The 16,110-nt window shown below is 66.8% G+C and carries 11 protein-coding genes and 1 pseudogene; 4 read left to right on the top strand and 8 right to left on the bottom strand.

Annotation, left to right across the window (positions count from 1 at the left end; translation table 11 throughout):
• Positions 1-3: 3 nt before the first annotated feature.
• Entirely contained in the window at positions 4-705 is a 702-nt protein-coding gene (locus F7D09_RS02715; RefSeq protein ID WP_152233896.1) for an SOS response-associated peptidase, read from the bottom strand.
• Between the two features lie 29 nt (positions 706-734).
• Positions 735-1,034 (bottom strand): DUF2316 family protein, encoded by a 300-nt coding sequence (locus F7D09_RS02710; RefSeq protein ID WP_152233895.1) that lies wholly within the window; start codon positions 1,032-1,034, stop codon positions 735-737.
• A 249-nt stretch (positions 1,035-1,283) separates the two neighbouring features.
• On the opposite strand from F7D09_RS02710, the gene F7D09_RS02705 reads away from it, so the two are divergent.
• From F7D09_RS02705 to F7D09_RS02695, 3 genes are all read left to right on the top strand, one after another.
• A complete protein-coding gene (locus F7D09_RS02705; RefSeq protein ID WP_152233894.1) occupies positions 1,284-2,243 on the top strand; it encodes an aldo/keto reductase in 960 nt (319 codons plus the stop codon).
• Positions 2,244-3,463: 1,220 nt separating this feature from the next.
• Positions 3,464-4,768 (top strand): MFS transporter, encoded by a 1,305-nt coding sequence (locus F7D09_RS02700; protein ID WP_193312292.1) that lies wholly within the window; start codon positions 3,464-3,466, stop codon positions 4,766-4,768.
• A 62-nt stretch (positions 4,769-4,830) separates the two neighbouring features.
• A complete protein-coding gene (locus F7D09_RS02695; protein WP_152233892.1) occupies positions 4,831-5,247 on the top strand; it encodes a peptide deformylase in 417 nt (138 codons plus the stop codon).
• A gap of 56 nt (positions 5,248-5,303) precedes the next feature.
• Here the strand turns inward: F7D09_RS02695 and F7D09_RS02690 are convergent, their stop codons facing one another.
• The 3 genes from F7D09_RS02690 to F7D09_RS02680 all read right to left on the bottom strand — a co-directional run bounded on the left by F7D09_RS02690 (position 5,304) and on the right by F7D09_RS02680 (position 9,713).
• A complete protein-coding gene (locus F7D09_RS02690; protein WP_152233891.1) occupies positions 5,304-6,890 on the bottom strand; it encodes a helicase-related protein in 1,587 nt (528 codons plus the stop codon).
• A gap of 88 nt (positions 6,891-6,978) precedes the next feature.
• Positions 6,979-8,568 carry a S10 family peptidase gene (locus F7D09_RS02685; RefSeq protein ID WP_152233890.1) on the bottom strand — a complete coding sequence of 530 codons (1,590 nt, stop codon included), beginning with the start codon at positions 8,566-8,568 and terminating at the stop codon, positions 6,979-6,981.
• Between the two features lie 122 nt (positions 8,569-8,690).
• Entirely contained in the window at positions 8,691-9,713 is a 1,023-nt protein-coding gene (locus F7D09_RS02680; protein ID WP_152233889.1) for a VanZ family protein, read from the bottom strand.
• Here F7D09_RS02680 and F7D09_RS11065 point away from each other — a divergent pair.
• Positions 9,712-9,858 carry a hypothetical protein gene (locus tag F7D09_RS11065; protein WP_193312291.1) on the top strand — a complete coding sequence of 49 codons (147 nt, stop codon included), beginning with the start codon at positions 9,712-9,714 and terminating at the stop codon, positions 9,856-9,858. The two genes, F7D09_RS02680 and F7D09_RS11065, sit on opposite strands and share 2 nt — an antisense overlap.
• 56 nt (positions 9,859-9,914) lie before the next feature.
• Here F7D09_RS11065 and F7D09_RS02675 read toward each other — a convergent pair whose 3' ends face one another.
• From F7D09_RS02675 to F7D09_RS02665, 3 genes and pseudogenes are all read right to left on the bottom strand, one after another.
• Positions 9,915-13,523: an ATP-binding protein gene (locus F7D09_RS02675; protein ID WP_152233888.1), complete on the bottom strand. Its 3,609-nt coding sequence runs from the start codon at positions 13,521-13,523 to the stop codon at positions 9,915-9,917.
• Between the two features lie 188 nt (positions 13,524-13,711).
• Positions 13,712-14,374, bottom strand: a pseudogene (locus F7D09_RS02670) (DUF4194 domain-containing protein); the annotation flags it as partial.
• A 74-nt stretch (positions 14,375-14,448) separates the two neighbouring features.
• Positions 14,449-15,978 carry a DUF3375 domain-containing protein gene (locus F7D09_RS02665; RefSeq protein WP_152233932.1) on the bottom strand — a complete coding sequence of 510 codons (1,530 nt, stop codon included), beginning with the start codon at positions 15,976-15,978 and terminating at the stop codon, positions 14,449-14,451.
• Positions 15,979-16,110: the final 132 nt, after the last annotated feature.

Genomic DNA, 16,110 nt, shown 5'->3' with positions numbered 1-16,110 from the left:
ACATCAGAACAGGCTCGGCGCAGCAACCTGCCGCAGCGGTCGGATCAGCGAGCGCCCGTTGTCCGCCGGTCCGAACGCGGCGACCTCGTGGAAGGCGAGTCTTCGTGACAGTTCGACGCCGCCTGCCTGCATGTCCGCGACCAACGTCGCGCCGTCGACCGTGCGGTCGAGCCATGCGGCGGTCATGTCATGCGGTACAAGCAGGGGCATACGGTCGTGGACCGTGGCCGGACCTGCCACCGCCTGACAGGTGAGGATCGTCGCGGTCAGCAGCCACGGGAGCCGGCTGCGCGGGGGACGCCACCAGGAGAACAGTCCTGCCATGAGCAGTGGCGCGTCGTCCGGCGCGTGGAAGTAGTACGGTCGGCGGCCATGGTACTCGTAGTATCCGGAGGCGGGGATGATCGCGCGCATGGACTTGGCCGAGGCCGCGAACGTCGGCTTGTCGCACGCCGTTTCGACGCGCGCGTTGTACGTGGGGTATGGCAGTTCCTTGCCGCCGCTCCACGCGGGGATCAGCGACCAGTAGGCGCCGGCAAGGTGACGCCGGCCGCCGGTGTCCTGGGCGACGATGCCGATGGTCTGCTTTGGTTGAAGATTGTATGACGACTGCGGAAGGGCACTTGAATCGGCCTGTCCCTCACCCACGTCGAACCGTGTGGCGATCGCATCCCAGTCCAGGTCGGCCGCAAAGCATCTGCACATGCCGTCAGCGTATCACCGCCGACGCCGGCTCAATCAATCCGGTTCGCGTCGATGATCCGGTCGTCCAGGAACCAATAGTCATGCGGGTCGCCGCGCAACGCGCTGAACGGCACCGGCTGCACGCCCGCGACAGCGGCCTTGTCGAGCAGGTAGCGACGGATGATCCACGGGTATTCGAGCACGCCGGACCGCAGTCCGACGATGCGCTCGACGGTCTCGCCGGGAACCCCGAAATCCGCGCCGATCCGTTCCGCGGTCAATCCCAGCAACGTCATGTTCTCACGGAACTCACGGATGGTCGCCTTACGTTGTTCGGTCGTCAACGACATGCCGCACTCCCCCTATTCGCCTGTTGGATTCGTTGCTCGCGCAACCATGGTCGTACGTCGCCCCGACCTCTCAGCCGTGAGCGGAATGGGCTCGTCTGCGGCCGCCCACGCGCGGGAGAATGGTGGAGATGCGACTGCGAGGGCCACGGTTCTTGGCCTGCTTGGGTGGCCGGCTCATGTCCGGCGTCTGGGCGGTGCGCATCACAACGATTTCATAGGCACGGCAACATGCAAGGAAAGGACGGCATCATGACCGATCAGCGTGTGAAGGTTGGCGGCAGCGACCTGGAGGTGTTCCCGCTGGTATTGGGCGGCAACACGTTCGGTTGGACGAGCGACGAGGCGACCAGCCGCAAGGTGCTGGACGAATACGTCGAGGCCGGCGGCAATTTCATCGACACCGCCGACGTGTATTCGGCGTGGGCGCCGGGCAACGCGGGCGGCGAGTCCGAAATCATCCTCGGACGTTGGCTGGCCGTGCGCGGCAACCGCGACAAGGTGGTCGTCGCCACGAAGGTGAGCGAACACCCGCAGTACAAGGGGCTGTCGCATGACAACGTAATCGCCGCGGCGAACGAGTCGCTGCTGCGGCTGGGCACGGACGTCATCGACCTGTACTACGCGCACTTCGACGACAAGTCCACGCCGCTCGAGGAGACGGCCGCCGCGTTCGACGAGCTGGTCAGGGCAGGCAAGATCCGCGCGGTTGGCCTTTCGAACTATACGGCCGACCGCATCGAGGAATGGTTCCGCATCGCCCGCGAGCACGGCTACGCGCTGCCGGTCGCGCTGGAGCCGCATTACAATCTCGTCACCCGCGGCAACTACGAGCGTACGCTCGCACCCGTGGCCGCGCGTGAGAACCTGGCCGTGTTCCCGTACTTCTCGCTGGCCGCCGGCTTCCTCACCGGCAAGTACCGTTCCGCCTCCGACGCGGAGGGCAAGGCGCGTCAGGGCATGGTCGCCGACTATCTGACCGCTGACGGCTTCGCCGTGGTCGACGCGCTCGACGCGGTGGCCAAGGCGCACGGCGTGGCGATTGCGACGGTCGCGCTCGCCTGGCTGCGTCACCGTCCGCAGGTCGCCGGGCCGATCGCCTCCGCGCGCACGCCCGAACAGCTGCCCGCGCTGCTCGATTCGGTCTCGCTCGAGCTGACCGCCGATGAGATCGCCACGCTCGACAAGGCGTCCGCGCCGTTCACCAAGTGACGGCGTCCGGCCACCGACGTTTCGCCGCTTGAGGCGCCAGATTGACAGTCCGGGGGAGCACCAGCATATGCCTGGTGCTCCCCTGTTTGTCGTCATGGAAATCAGACCGTCGGTTTGCGTTACTAATCATGCCCGCGCACAGTCGCCATAAGTCACTGTCTCCGCATCCAGTCGATGATGCTCCTGCCCCGATGCCGTCGCGAATCCGAGGGAATTCATTCACGCTCGTCACGGGTCCTCGGCCAGTTGTCGGACAGTGAGGAGAATGCGGCAAACGCACAATCGATTGAACGCACAGGCGCCCTGACAATAATCGATGCCGCTGGCATTGCTCAGTCCGGTTGCCTGCCGTAATCCCTGATCGACGGCGTGGCATCCATTGCGTCACGCTGCCCGCCCGAGCGTAGTGACGCGTCATCGAAACCCCTTGCAAATACTGGAGTTTCGCACCTGTATCACCGTGCACGGGCGAGCAGGGTGACATGAAAGGAGCTGCCCGCGTCGGCCTTGCCGTCGATCTGCACGCATTCCGCATGCAACCTGCCCGCATGCATCGCCACAACTTGCATGAAAGGCCTGTTTTGTCGAGTCGTGGCACGGCTCCTTTGCCCGGCACCCCTCAAACCGGCCGATTCCTTGCCATAACTTGCACGAACGGCCCATTTTGTCGAGTTGTGGCAAGCTGCCGTGCCACAACTCGCCCATCAGGCCGTTTCGTGCAAGTTGTGGCAACCTCGACGACGGACCTGGCGAATCGACCGCGGAATGTCGCGCGGCACGCCCGTCCGCGCAGCCGGCCGTGCCGCGGTCAGCCGCGCGTGCCGCATACATGTACGTCCTCGTCGCAGGCGGCAGTATGTGAAATGCCGGATCATGGCGTTTTGCCGCTTTGCGGCGGAGTATCATAAGCCATAACAATGCTGTCGCGAGTGACGGCAACCAGCCATCCACCACAACGCACCCGCATCATCGGTCATAGGAGACTTTCATGTACAACGTTCTGATTTCCTTCGCATACGACTAGTACGGCCGGCAGCATCGCCGTCCGTCTGTTTCTTCCGTCGCGCCGGCCGTTCGGCCCGCGTGACATGTCGTTATGCGAATCATCAGAACGAATCCCGCACCGCGAGCGCCAGCATCGACTCGCACAGCCTGGTTGCCCCAGCCTTCAGGCACCCAGCGCATCGCGGTTCCGGGATGATCATGAACCGAGTTTCACCATGAACACCGATACCATTTCTCCCACCCACTCCCCCGACACCCATCCCCGTTCCCTGTGGCGCATCCGCGCGTATCGCAACTGGTTCGCCGCGGACACGGCCGATGTGGTCGCCGTCAGCCTGCGCACGTTCGCGATTCCCCTGGTCGGTCTCGCATTGTCCGGCTCGCCGTTCGTCGCCGGATTGCTCGTCACCGTCGAATCCACGATCGGACTGGTCCTCATGTCCGTCGGCGGCGCCATCGCCGACAGGCATGACCGCCGCCGCCTGATGATCGCTCTTGGTGTGACCGGCATGCTGCTGTCCGCGGCGACGACCGCGCTGCTGGCGACCAGCACCATGACCACGGTCATGTTCGCCGTGCTGGTCGCCCTGTTCGCCGTCATGAACGGCCTGCTCGGCCCGTCCAACGACGCGATGCTCAAGTCGCTGGTGCCGATGGACCGGTTCGCCAAGGCGCAGGCGATCCGCGAAGCGCGCGAATCGTGTGTGGAACTGTCCGGCGGCGCCATTGGCGGCCTGCTGTACCGGGTCGCCGGCTGGTGCACGTTCCTCGCTTCGGCCGTGCTGTACCTGATTGCCGCCGTCACTGCTGCCGTGCTGCCGAAACGATCCCCGCAGTCCGGAACGGAGACCGGACAGTCCGGCGACGGCGATCGGCAGGAAGCCGCGCCGTCGTTCCTCGCGCAGTTCGCAGAAGGCTGGCGTTGGACATTGTCACGCAGGACCATTCTCGCGGCGATTGCGCAGGGCGCGGTCGTGAACATCGCCTGCTACGGCAGCATCGTCGGCGTACAGATCATGCTCGCCCAGCATGGCACGGACGCGGCGCTCATCGGCCTGGTCGGCACCGCCACGGGCGCGTGCGCCCTGATCGGCTCGCTGATGGCCGGATGGCTGGTGGACCATATCCCGACCGGCCGTCTCATCATCCTCGCGTTCGCCGTGCTGACTGCCGCGATGATCCCGCTGCTGTTCACCAGCTCCTATGTGGTGGTCGTCGCCTGCATGGGCTGCACGTCGCTGTTGTTCCCCGCGTTGAACGCCGGCGAGCTCGGCTTCATCTTCGGCCGCACGCCAGACGACATGCAGGGTCGCGTCTCCACCGTGTTCGAGACGACCATCGGCGTTCCCGGCGCGCTCACGCCGGCGCTGGTCGGCTGGCTGCTGCAGGCTCCGGGCTTCGGGTTCCGCGCGGTCATGATGCTGGTCGTCGTATGCGCCACGGCCGGCCTTGTGCTCGCCTGCATCACCCCGACGCGGCATATCCCGCTGCCCTCGCAGTGGGAGCAGGCCGAACTGTAGTCGGAACGCGGCGGCTGCTACCATACGTGTTCTGCATCGCATTCGTATGAAAGGACCACATCATGCAACGGAAGATTGTGACCGATCCGGAGTTCCTGAGCCAGCCCTCCGTGCCGGCCACCGAAGCGGACCTGTCCACGGCCGTCGACCTTGCGGACACGCTGGCCGCGAACCGTGAGGTCTGCGTCGGCATGGCGGCGAACATGATCGGCGTGTCCAAGCGGATCATCGTGTTCCGCGACAAGTCGATCGGCCGGGACATGACGATGTTCAATCCGCGCATCATCGCCCGCAGCGAACCGTATGAGACGCAGGAAGGCTGCCTGTCGTTGGACGGCGAGCGGGCGACTACCCGGTACCGTCGCATCACGGTGACGTATCAGAACCGTCGTTTTCGCGAGTTCACGGCCTCGTTCGACGGGTTCACCGCGCAGATCATCCAGCATGAGGTCGACCACTGCGATGGCGTGCTGATCTGACGCGGCATCGGCGAGGTTCTGACGCGGATCCTCGGCCTGTCAGCCGGGGTGTCGCATCAAAACCGCCAGACGCCATGCTCGTCTCGGACGTTCCATTCGTCCTCATCGGCGAGGCGTCGTTCAAGCAACGCCGCCTTGGACCCCGTCACCTTGACAATCACGTCATGCTCCAGGCGCATACGCGTAGCGGCGAAGCGCTCCTCCATCGCGCGGTCCATGATGTTCAGTTTGCGGGCAAAAGCGAATCGTATGCCGAGCGTGCGCAGCAGACGCTCCAGTCGTATCAGGGAGCGCGGCTCGCCGGTGTCGTAGTCATGCGCCCATGCGCCGCCTCCGGGCAGCAGGGGGTGCGTTTTGCGTTTCAGTCCTTGGTACAGCGCCATGACCTCATCAAGGTCGCGCTGCGGGTCGACCGGCAGGAACGCCATGCCCAGCAACGTCTGCCGGTCGGAGGGGAAGCGGGTGCCGCTTCCAGCGCCCACTCCCTCGAGCATGGTGGCGATGGTGATGGGGCCGGTCAGGTCGATACGGCGCAACATGTCGTAGCTCATCGGCGTTTTCGCCCAGACCTTCAACAGCAGCGTCAATGGCACCGCGGTCTCCATGCCGAGCTCCTGCGGGAACGCCAGTCGCGCCGCCGTCAGGGGCCGCACCTGCTCTTCCAGCCGGTGTCGCAGCCAGTCGTTCGCCCGGCAGGTCGAGGTGACGAACCCCTGCTGATACATACCGCGCCGGCCGGCACGCCCGGCTATCTGTTTGATTTCCGCAGTAGTGAGCGAGCGGCTGGCCTTTCCGTCGTACTTTGTCGTCGCCGTGAAGACGACACGGCGGATCGGCAGATTCAGGCCCATGCCGATCGCGTCGGTGGCGATGAGGACTTCAGCCTCCCCTGTGGCGAAGCGTTTCGCTTCGGCTCTGCGAGCCGGCCATGGCAGCGCCCCGTAAATCACGGCGGTCGGGATGCCCCTCGCCTCGATGGATGCGGCGAGTTCGAGCACATCGGTGCGGTCGAACGCGATGAGCGCATCATCCGGCATCGGATCGCCGTCAAGCGGTTCCGGTTCCACGCTCAGCCCGGTGGCCCGCCGATGCCGCACAATCTCGATGTCGTCGCCGCACATGGCGATGAGCCGGGTGACCAGCGCGAGCGCCTCGTCGGCCATGCAGATGTGGATCTGCGGCGCATCCGCCGCGAGGATGGCCCGTGTCCATGCGCCGCCGCGCCGAGGATCGCTGATCATCTGCGCCTCGTCGATGACCACGCACCGGTAGGAGCGTTCCGTGTCGAACATTTCGACGGTCCGTGACGAGAACGTCGCGCCGAATTCTATGGAACGCTCCTCTCCGGTGATGATGTCACAGCGTAGCCCCTGCGCCCGCAGCCGTTCACCGGTCTCCAACGCCAGCAGTCTTAACGGAGCAAGGTATACGCCGTCGCCGGCGTCCATCAGCGACTGCAATGCGTCATGGGTCTTGCCGCTGTTCGTGGGTCCGACGTGCAGGATGAACCGTCTGACGCGGTGACGCATCCGGGCGTAATATCCGAACGGGTCGGATGCGGCTTGGGACACTGCGATGCACTCGCAGGCAACGGCACGCTGAGCCTTCTCCATCTCATTCTTCCGTTTGATGGATTTCTTCATCGCATCATGCTCCCTTCAGCCGAGCCGCTACGGCCGGAATCATCCTAATCGTTCCGGCCGCCACCTGTCGTCATGGTCCCTCACCGCCCTACAGGCGGATGTCCGGCACGGGTGCGGCAGGCCGTTCGTCGATCATGCGCAGTCCGGCGACGTCGGCGGCGTAGAACCGCTTGAGGTCATCCGAGAACTTGGCGAGGCTCTCGGGGTTGGAGTACAGCATGTGCCCTGCCGGATAGTAGGCGAACGCGATGTTGCCGCGCAGCAGCTTGGGCAGGCCGAGATGGTCGATGTCGTATTCGGTCTGGCCGAACGGGGTGCACAGGTCGTACACGCCGTTGCCGAGCAGCACCTTCAGCGTCGGCTGGTGGGCGATGGCGGCGGCGAGGTCGGGAACGACGTTGGGGAACGGGATGTTCTGCCCCCATGAGGATTTGGTCATGTCGGGCTGCTTGTGCCACCAGGTCCAGCCTTTGCCCGGTTCGGTGGCGTTCCAGTCGAAGTCGGCGAATCCGACGCGTTCGGGCGTGCGGTCCCAGCCGAGTTCGTCGCGCAGGTAGGCGTTGCACAGGCTCGAGTATGCGGGGTCGAGGTAGGCGTCGTCGACGACGAACGTCTCCTCGTCGTTCATCCGGTCGAGGTCGTATCCGGCGACGCGGCCGTCGTAGCGGCCGACGATCCGTTCCTCGTCGCGCAGCAGCTGCTTGCGGAAGCGCATGTCGACCACGCGCAGGTCGGAATCGTAGACGTACTGTGCGTCCAGTCCGGTCAGTTCGGCGTAGCGTGCGGCGACGCGGCGCTTGGTCTCGTCGTCGAGCGAGGCGCCGGCGGCCAGCGCCAGGCGCAGCGGTCCGTTGGCGAACGCGCGGGCGGCCTGCAGATGGTCGGCGAGTTCGACGTCGGCGGCGGCACGGCCGTGGTATTTGGCGACGGACGCGAACGTCGGGAAGTAGCCGATGTAGAACTGGTCGGAAGTGTCGAGCGTGTACGCGTAGTCGAGGATGTTGGAGATGAGCGTGATGCCGTTGAGCGCGACGCCGTCCTGCTGGAGCCGGTAGGCGAGCGCCGCGCCGCGCGTGGTGCCGTACGATTCGCCGAGCACGTACTTGGGCGAGTTCCAACGGTGGTATTTGCTCGCGTATGCCCGGATGAACGCGCTGAATCCGGCCACGTCGCCGTCGACCGACCAGAGTTCGGGCTTGGCGGCGTCGAGGATCTCGGAGAAGCCGGCTCCGGCGGCGTCGATGAACACGAGGTCGCTGCTCGGCAGCAGCGTGTGCGGGTTGTCGGCCAGATGGTACGGCGCGGCGGGCACGGGGGCGGCGTCGGGCACGTCGATGCGCTTGGGGGCGATGGATCCCATGAGCAGGAACGTGGTGGACGAGCCGGGGCCGCCGTTGAAGATGAAGGTGACGGGACGGTTCGGGTCTACGGTTCCGTCGCCGTCGAGCAGGGTGAATGCGGTGAAGAAGATGCTGGCGGCCGGCTTCACTTTCGGCGTGTCGATGAGCAGCGTGCCGACGGTCGCCGTGTACCGCAGCTCCCGGCCGTCGATGGTCAGGCTGTGCCGGGTGGTTTTCTCGTAAGGTTCCGGCAGGGTGGCCGGTTTCGCGGCCGTGGCCGGTTTCGCGGCCGTGCCGCCTGTCGTGCTGTTTGCCGTGTCCGGGGTTGTTTCGGCCATGATGATGCGCTCCTTGCCTCATGGGATGGTCGTGCGTTCGCCGCACGTTCGCCATCCACTATAGTCGCGGCGTCCGCGACGTCTGAAGCCGGGTGCGCAGGCGCACGGCGGCGCGAACGCCGTCAGATCAGGTCGTAGGGCATGCGGTGCCTGATAAACCAGAACACGAGGACGGCGATCACGACCAGGCCGGAGTAGCGCACGTCGCCGCCGAAGACGACGCAGCAGATCACCGCGAACCTGGCCGCATAGAACGCAGCTCGCCGCCAGCCGGACCGTGTTTTCGTCTCGCAGGTCATGTGCGTGTAGCTGCCGCCGAGCGTGCTGCCCTGCCGGCGCCATGGGATTATAAGCTCGAAGACGGCGAGCATGGCGAGCATCACCAGCTGGGCGTAGCCGACTGAGCCGAGCGCGCCGCCTGCGAGCATGATCCGACCCATGCGCTCGCCGGTGGCCATCGTGTACAGGGCGTCGCCGCCGATGACGATCGGCAGCGAGCAGAGCATGGCCAGGCCGTAGTCGATGAGGAAGGCGATGAACCGGCGTACGAACCCCGGTTGGGTGACGGTCGCCGTATCGGCCTGCCGTTGCGGGAAGATCCGGTCGAACAGGAGCGCGAGCGCGTAGCCAATCAGCGCGCCGGACGTGTTCCAGATGAGGTCGTCCACGTCGAACAGGCGGTACGAGCAGGGGAAGATGCCGAGCAGGCCGGTCAGCTGCAGGGTCTCGACCATGAGCGAGGCGAGGAAGCCTCCGATGAGCGCAGTCGGCAGGTGCCGGCGGAACACGCGGCGGACGATGAAGCCGAGCGGCATGAAGAACACGACGTTCATGACGATCTGCAGGATGGCCGTGACGCCGTCCGAGCGTATGTCGGCGACGAACTGCACCGGGTCGAGCTGCGGGGTGAGGTGATGGGTCGCGCAGTAGGCCGCGGGCTCGGCGGGCATCGGGTACAGGGTGAAGCACAACAGGCCGATCGCGTACAGCACTGTGCCGTAGGCGGACAACGCCGCGCCGAAACCAAGACGGTTGTCGCGATGGTAGAGCATCGCCAGCACCGGTACGGTCAGCAGGAACGACGCGAACGGCCATAACGCCACCGACACGAGGAACGGTGCGGAAAAGCTGCTGATGAAACCCATGATGTCCTCTCCCCTGATATCCATGCCGCCCGTGCGCGTCGTTCACGTACGCCGCGCGTCCGGCTTGCGCGCCTATCGTAAGCCGGACGCGAGCCGCCGCGGCATCGGCCTGATGGCCGAGATCCGCAGCCGCATCAACCCCTGAGGCTGACGCGGCGGACGGGGATGGCGCCGAAACGCCACCGCCGTCCGCCGGTTCGCTCATCGGTCGGCGTCGCCGCCGATGTCGGAGCCGGTGTCGTCGCCGGCGTCGCCGCCATCCGTGTCCTGCGCCGTGTCGAGGCTCGCCTCGCGCAGCGACGTGAATCCGGTGTCGGGGTCCTTGTAGGTCACGTACGCCCTGGTGGACAGTTCCAGCAGTTCGCCGGTCTTGCTTTCCGGCGCGGAGACGATGACCTGGAAGCCGAGTCTGGGCAGCACGCCGAGCGCACGTTTGGTATAGCGGCCGTCGGCCTTGATGAGCGCCTCGTCAAGGAACAGCGTGGTGTACGACGGCCGCAGCCGCTGCTCCATGCCACCGCCGAGCAGGTAGATGAGCGCCGCGCCGTAGACGAACGAGGTGAGCTCCTGCAATGCGCCGCCGGAGCGTCCGCCGGTCGAGGTGATGCGCTCGTCAACGCCGTCCTTGTGATGGACGAGCGCGTAGAACGAGGAGCGGCATCGCGGGTCGAGGTTGCGCGCACCGTAGCTTTTCACGCCGTTCATGTCCTTGACCTGGGCGAGCTCGTGACGCAGCAGCTCGATCATGGGGGCGATCGCGGCGAACGCCCGCTTCGATTCCCGGATGCCGTCCGTATCGCCGCCGCTGCCGGTGTCGGGGCTCTCGTCGACCGCCGCCGACGCCGTCTTCCAGTCGTCAAGGACCGTGATGGCGTGCCTGAGCTGAGAGGCGAAGACCTGCTCGGGACGGCGCACGTCGGCGTGCAGCGACAGGCTGCCGTGCCGTGGACCGAACTGCTGGCCGTCGAGCATGCGGTTGATGCGGTCGAGCTGGTCGCGGATGTCGCCGGCGTCCGTGTCGATGGCTCGTTTGACGGTCAGCAGGCTCATGCGCAGCTGGTCCAGGCATCGCCGGTACTCGTCGCCGGTGGCGTCGACCGCGGCCAGATGCGACAGGCCTTCCAGCTCGTCGAGATAATACCGGTAGTCGTCCACGTCGGCGGTCAGGGAGTCGTCGTCTGCCGCGTATTCGCGGATGTAGGCGGCCATGAGCATCTCGACGGCGTTGCGCGCGTTGTCGGCGGCGCCGTCGAGCAGTGCGATGCGGCCGGCCAGATCGTCGCCGATGCCGGTGATGGCACGTTCGGCGAACGCGGTGGCCGCCATCCCGGCGTCACCGTCGTCACGCCGCGGCTTGGACGCCGCCGCCCCGGCGCCGATGATCATGTGGGCGCGGGTCTGCGCGTCGGGCATGCCGGACATCATACGCTCGTAAGACTCGCGCAGCGCCGTGTCCGCGGTCTCGGACAATGCCGAGCCCACCGACGTCACAGTCTGCGGATCGTCGTCGGCCGCGTTCGCCCACTGCAGCCAGGCGACGGCCGCCTCGACCGCTGCGGAGGCGTCGGCCGCATGGCGTTCCGCCTCGGCCTGCAGATGTTCGGCCTGCGCGAGTTGCACGGCCATGTCGTCGCGCATCTCGGCTAGGCCGGTGGCCTTCGATCCGCGGCGAGCCGCCTCGATCGCCTCGTCGAGCTCGCCGACCTGGCGCCGCGCCTCGTCCACGTCGATGCGGTCCCATGACGTGTAGGCGAGCAGTTTCGCCAGCTCATGCTCCGCCTGCAGGCGCAGCGCGTCCTTCTTGGCGTCCTCGTAGCTTCGTCGCGCCGAGTCCACCGTCTTCCGGGCGCGCGCAATGCGATCCTGCAGCTGGGAGAGATACTCCTCGTTGACGAAGCCGATGACCTGCGCACGGTCCCTGACGCCGTACTGCCCGCGGTCGCCGGATTTGATCTGACCGTCCGGCTGCACCTGACGATCGTCCCTGTCCGTGTCGTCGATGGCATCGACGCACAACGCGTCGTACCGTTCGCCGCCGGTCTGCTGTCGCAACCAGCCGGCGAACGGCGAATCCTCGCGGAACCGCAGCTTCGACGACATCCACCCGTCGCCGCCGTCATGCGCCGTCTCGGCGGTCTCGGCCGTCCCTCGCCGCTCCCCCGGCGTCGTGTCAACGAAACGCCAGGTGCGCCTGCTCATCGCGTACGGGTCGATGGCGCTCACCTTCGCGGCGAATCCGCGCTCGTAACGGCTGTCCACCAGTATCGTCTGGCTGATCGGCGCATAGACGACGTTCATGGCCAGCCGCCATCGTTCCTCGCCGTCGCGCACGTCCATGAGCTCGGCCACGTACGGCATGTCCTCGGGGGAAAGCCCGACGGCACGGCACAGCATGGCGCGCGATTCGTCCATCTGCCGGGTGATGCGCGTGCGCTGGGCCTGCTGGAGCTCGTAGTCGCGGCTGAGCCTGTCCAGTTCCGCCTGCGCCTCGGCCCGGGCGGTGAACGCCTCGTTGCGCTTCGTCTCCAGCGTCTCCGTACGCCGCTGCCAGGAGCGGGTGAAGTTCACGGCCTCGATGCGGGCCTGCTCCCATGCCTGCGCGTCGGCGGGCATGTCCTGTCCCGCCTCTTCGAAACGCTGCCTGACGCGTTCACGGGACTCCTGCACGTCGCGCAGCGCGCGCTTCGCCGCGTCGCGCTCGTATTCCAGCCGGGCGAGGTCGCCGCCGTCCGCGCTGCGCATGCGGTCGCGGATCGATTCGATGCGCCCGCGCAGCTCTTCGGCACGACGTCGGGCGGAACCAGCCTGATCCGTGTAGGCGCCGAGCGCCGCACGGTCCGAAGGCAGCTGGGCGCGCACCTCGTCGGCCATGGCCCGGATGGCCCACCGCCGCACCGTCGCCTTGCCCGACGGGGTGCGCGGGTCGACCGAGGCGAGCGTCCCCGCACGCCGGCTGGCCTCCTCGTAGCGTCCGTATCCGTCGCGGATGGCCTGCAGGCGCGTCATGCGGCGCGTCTTCTCCTCCATGCTGCGGAAGTTCTCCGCATACCGGTCGTAGTCGGCCACGATGTCACGGGCGAGGCCCAATGCTTCGGGGACGCCGAGCACGCCCTGCTTGAAGATGTCGTCGAGCCGTGAGGGCGCGTCGGCCGACTGGATGCGCGCCAGCAGGCGGCAGGCCTCGGCGGTCAGGCCCATGACCGACCAGATGTGCTCGTGGAACGCATCCGCGCTGGGGAAGACCAGGCACTGGTCGTACACGGTCCTCAACTGTGACGGCGTGAACGGCGAGCGCCGGTATTCGTCCATGAGCCGCGGGTCCATCGGCCGGTCCCAGACCACGTATTGGCGGCGCACGTCGCCGCGGCCGTCGCCGGGCATGAGGTACATGAACTTGCCGCAGGAGAGCACCTGGCCGGTGACCTGATTGCGGTAGGTGTCGACGATGGCGCCCCACACTGCCTGCGGAGAGCCGTTGCCGTCGCGTCCGCGCAGGTAGATCGGCTCGTCGCCGTCCGCACCGCCGCCCACGCCGACCATGCCGCGCAGGTACGTGTAGTCGCTGCGTTCGGAGCGTCCCGAGTTCGACGCCTTGTTGAACGGGGTGCCGGTCGGGTACAGCAGCGAGTTCTGCGCGTCGACGAGCGTGGATTTGCCGGATTCGCTGGCTCCGGCGAGCAGGGTGACCGGCATGTCCCGGTCCGTGGACGGCCGGAACTCGTGGTACCCCTCATACGATCCCCAGTTGACGAGGCGGCGGCTTTCCATCATCCACCGGTCGGCGATCATCTGCAGGTCCTTGGCTGCCATCGTCACTCCCCTTTCTCGTCGTTCCGGGCGGCACTGTCGTGGGCGGCACTGTCGTGGGCGGCACTGTCATTGTCGTCGCCGGTGTTGTCGTCGCCGAACAGCGGCTCGGCGAACAGCGCGGGATCGATGTCCGCGTCCCCGCCGTCGTCGGTCGCGTCCCCCGCATCCGCGGTGTCGGATGTCGCAGTGTCGGCTGTCGTGGATGAGTCGGCGTCCGCGGCGGAGTCGGACATGTCCTCGTCCGCGGTCGCCAGCCAGGTGCGTGCGAGGCCGCGGTCGAGCACGACCGGCACGAGCGGCGTGATCCGGTACATGGTCTCGTCGTCCGGCATGCGTTCCAGATAACCGTACGTCGTCATGGCGGACACGAGCGACCCGACGGTGCGCAGCACGCCCTCCTCGTCGTTGCGGGCCGCAAGGTAGCCGGTGCCGGTGGCGAGCGCCGCGCGGATCTCCTCGAAGCTGACCAGCCATCGGTCGGCCGGCTCCCCCGCGTTCTCGTATTCGAGCACGCGGATGCGCAGGAACGCGAGCGCCGCCGCCTCCTCGCGTTTGAGGCTGGTGCGGGTCTTGAGCGAGCGCATGGCTATGTCGGGGCCGGCGACCGGCATGGCGATCATGATTCGGTACCGTTCGTTGACGACGAGCTGCAGCAGGTCGTTGTTGAGCGAGCGGACCACGGCGTCGCGGTTGTCGAGGACCATGTCGTACATGGCGCCGGACACGTATCGTTCGCGTTTGAGTGCGATGGCGGCCGCGCGCGCGTCGGCCGGCATGTCGCCCGTGTCGCCCTCGAAGAGCGCGTAAGGGTTGACGGCTTCTTCGCGCGGCTGCTGCGGGTCCTGTCGCACGTCCTGCCGCGTGTCTTCCGCGGCGGGCGTGCGCTGCGGCGTTTCGTCCGGTGTCGCGTTCGTTGCGCTCATGGTCATCCTTCCTTCACGATTGCGTCCAGCTCGTCCGCCTCGGCGTATACCGGCCGCGTCTGCCAGTCGCGTGTCAGACCGCCGGCTGAGATGCAGTGCCAGGTCACGGCGGGCTCGTCGGGGTTCCATGCGCGTATGGCGCTGAGGAATCCGACAAGTTCGCTTTCCCGCCGTTCCGTTTCGGGCAGCCGGTTGAAGCTTGCGGCCATGTCGATGCGCCCGTCCGGCATGGTCGTCGGGGCCTGGCTGATGAGTCGGGCCATGCGGCGCAGGCGGGGGCCTCCGTTGACGATCATCGAGGCGAGTTCGTCGGCCGGGGAGCGTCCGGCGTTGTCCGCCGCTGTGGTGTCGGCGAGGCCCGGCGTCGGGGTGACGCTCATCGCCCTTGCCGGCCGGGTGGGCAGGGAGGCGAGCTGTGCGCCGGCGCCGCCGGTCGGGTATGGTCGGTCGGATTGCGCGGGGTGGGTTTTCGCGTCCGCGTTGACGGTCACGTACAGACGGTTGAGCAGGTCGAGCATGGTGCGGTACCGGGTGTCGGTGCGCTGACGGACGAGTCGGCTGACCGCCTCGTCGGAGACGCGCATCTGGGCACGCACCTCCTCGAGTCCCCGGTAGATGCGTGCGAGTTCGTCGCGTACCTGGTCGAGCAGCGCGCCGGACGCGCCGGCGAGGTAGGGGGTGCGTGCGATGGAGCGCAGCGCCTCGTCGATCTGCTGGCGGCCTTCGTCGGTGATGATCACCTGGAAGGCGTCCTCGAAGCGGCGTCCGCTGTCGGATTCGCTGAAATTGCGCCGGTATTCGCGGTGGTAGGCGCCGAGGATCTCGTCGACGCTCATGTCGCCGGCTTGCATGCGACGGCGTAACGCGTCGCCGTTGTCGCGTTCGGCGAGCACGAGTTCGCGCAGGTCGACGGGAACGCCGCGCAGCGTGTTGTGGATGACGGCGATGATGTCCTCGACCTGCGCGTCGGTGAGGGCTGCTTCGCGCTGGCCTTGCTGGATCCTTTTGATCTCGTGCCGGCGTTCCTTGATTTCGCGGTTGAGCAGGCGCACCCGTTCGCCCGGATCGGCGGTCAGCTGCATGCGCGCGTGCTCGATCTCCATGATGATGCTGTTGGCCTGGGCGCCGGAGAGCGTGCGCGTATCGTCCTCGAGACGGCCCAACGCCTCGATGGCGCGGTGCGCGCGGGCGGTGAGGCGGTAGAGGAACCGGTGTGAGGCGGCGTCGTGCGAGTTGGCGAGCCATGCGTAGTCGCCTTCGCCCTCTCTGGTGAGGTCGACGAGCACGCGATGCGCCGCCTGGGCGAAGTCCTGGTCTGGTTTGGGTGTATAGTCCCCGGTCTCGGCGAGTGATGACAGTGACTGCGCGAACCGTTCCTCGAGGGTCTCGCGCGGCAGCTCGCCGGTCAGCGGGTCGAACGCGGAGCGCAGCAGCGCCACGTACAGCATGGCGTTCTGCCGCAGCAGCAGACGGAGCACGCCGGTCTCGTAGACCGGACGCAGACGTTCCATCTCACGGCGTACGTCGCTCATCGTCATGCCTCGCTTCCATCCCGCTGCCTGCCGTTTTCCGCGGTCTATGGACATTAGCACAAGCTCGGGAGCAGCAGGCGTGCGCGGCTGCGCGGCACAACGCGTGACGCCGTCGCGTCGCCGGCTGGAATC

Origin of the sequence: Bifidobacterium leontopitheci (assembly GCF_009193355.1) — a bacterium.
GTDB lineage: Bacteria > Actinomycetota > Actinomycetes > Actinomycetales > Bifidobacteriaceae > Bifidobacterium > Bifidobacterium leontopitheci.
Note: the sequence above shows the minus strand (reverse complement) of the source record. Positions and strands in the feature narration are given on the sequence as shown.

What these genes read in the sequence shown, in the direction of transcription:
- F7D09_RS02715 (WP_152233896.1), bottom strand. Translation starts at nt 705, where the DNA reads ATGTGCAGATGCTTTGCGGCCGACCTGGACTGGGATGCGATCGCCACA.
- F7D09_RS02710 (WP_152233895.1), bottom strand. Translation starts at nt 1,034, where the DNA reads ATGTCGTTGACGACCGAACAACGTAAGGCGACCATCCGTGAGTTCCGT.
- F7D09_RS02705 (WP_152233894.1), top strand. Translation starts at nt 1,284, where the DNA reads ATGACCGATCAGCGTGTGAAGGTTGGCGGCAGCGACCTGGAGGTGTTC.
- F7D09_RS02700 (WP_193312292.1), top strand. Translation starts at nt 3,464, where the DNA reads ATGAACACCGATACCATTTCTCCCACCCACTCCCCCGACACCCATCCC.
- F7D09_RS02695 (WP_152233892.1), top strand. Translation starts at nt 4,831, where the DNA reads ATGCAACGGAAGATTGTGACCGATCCGGAGTTCCTGAGCCAGCCCTCC.
- F7D09_RS02690 (WP_152233891.1), bottom strand. Translation starts at nt 6,890, where the DNA reads ATGAAGAAATCCATCAAACGGAAGAATGAGATGGAGAAGGCTCAGCGT.
- F7D09_RS02685 (WP_152233890.1), bottom strand. Translation starts at nt 8,568, where the DNA reads ATGGCCGAAACAACCCCGGACACGGCAAACAGCACGACAGGCGGCACG.
- F7D09_RS11065 (WP_193312291.1), top strand. Translation starts at nt 9,712, where the DNA reads ATGATGTCCTCTCCCCTGATATCCATGCCGCCCGTGCGCGTCGTTCAC.
- F7D09_RS02680 (WP_152233889.1), bottom strand. Translation starts at nt 9,713, where the DNA reads ATGGGTTTCATCAGCAGCTTTTCCGCACCGTTCCTCGTGTCGGTGGCG.
- F7D09_RS02675 (WP_152233888.1), bottom strand. Translation starts at nt 13,523, where the DNA reads ATGGCAGCCAAGGACCTGCAGATGATCGCCGACCGGTGGATGATGGAA.
- F7D09_RS02665 (WP_152233932.1), bottom strand. Translation starts at nt 15,978, where the DNA reads ATGAGCGACGTACGCCGTGAGATGGAACGTCTGCGTCCGGTCTACGAG.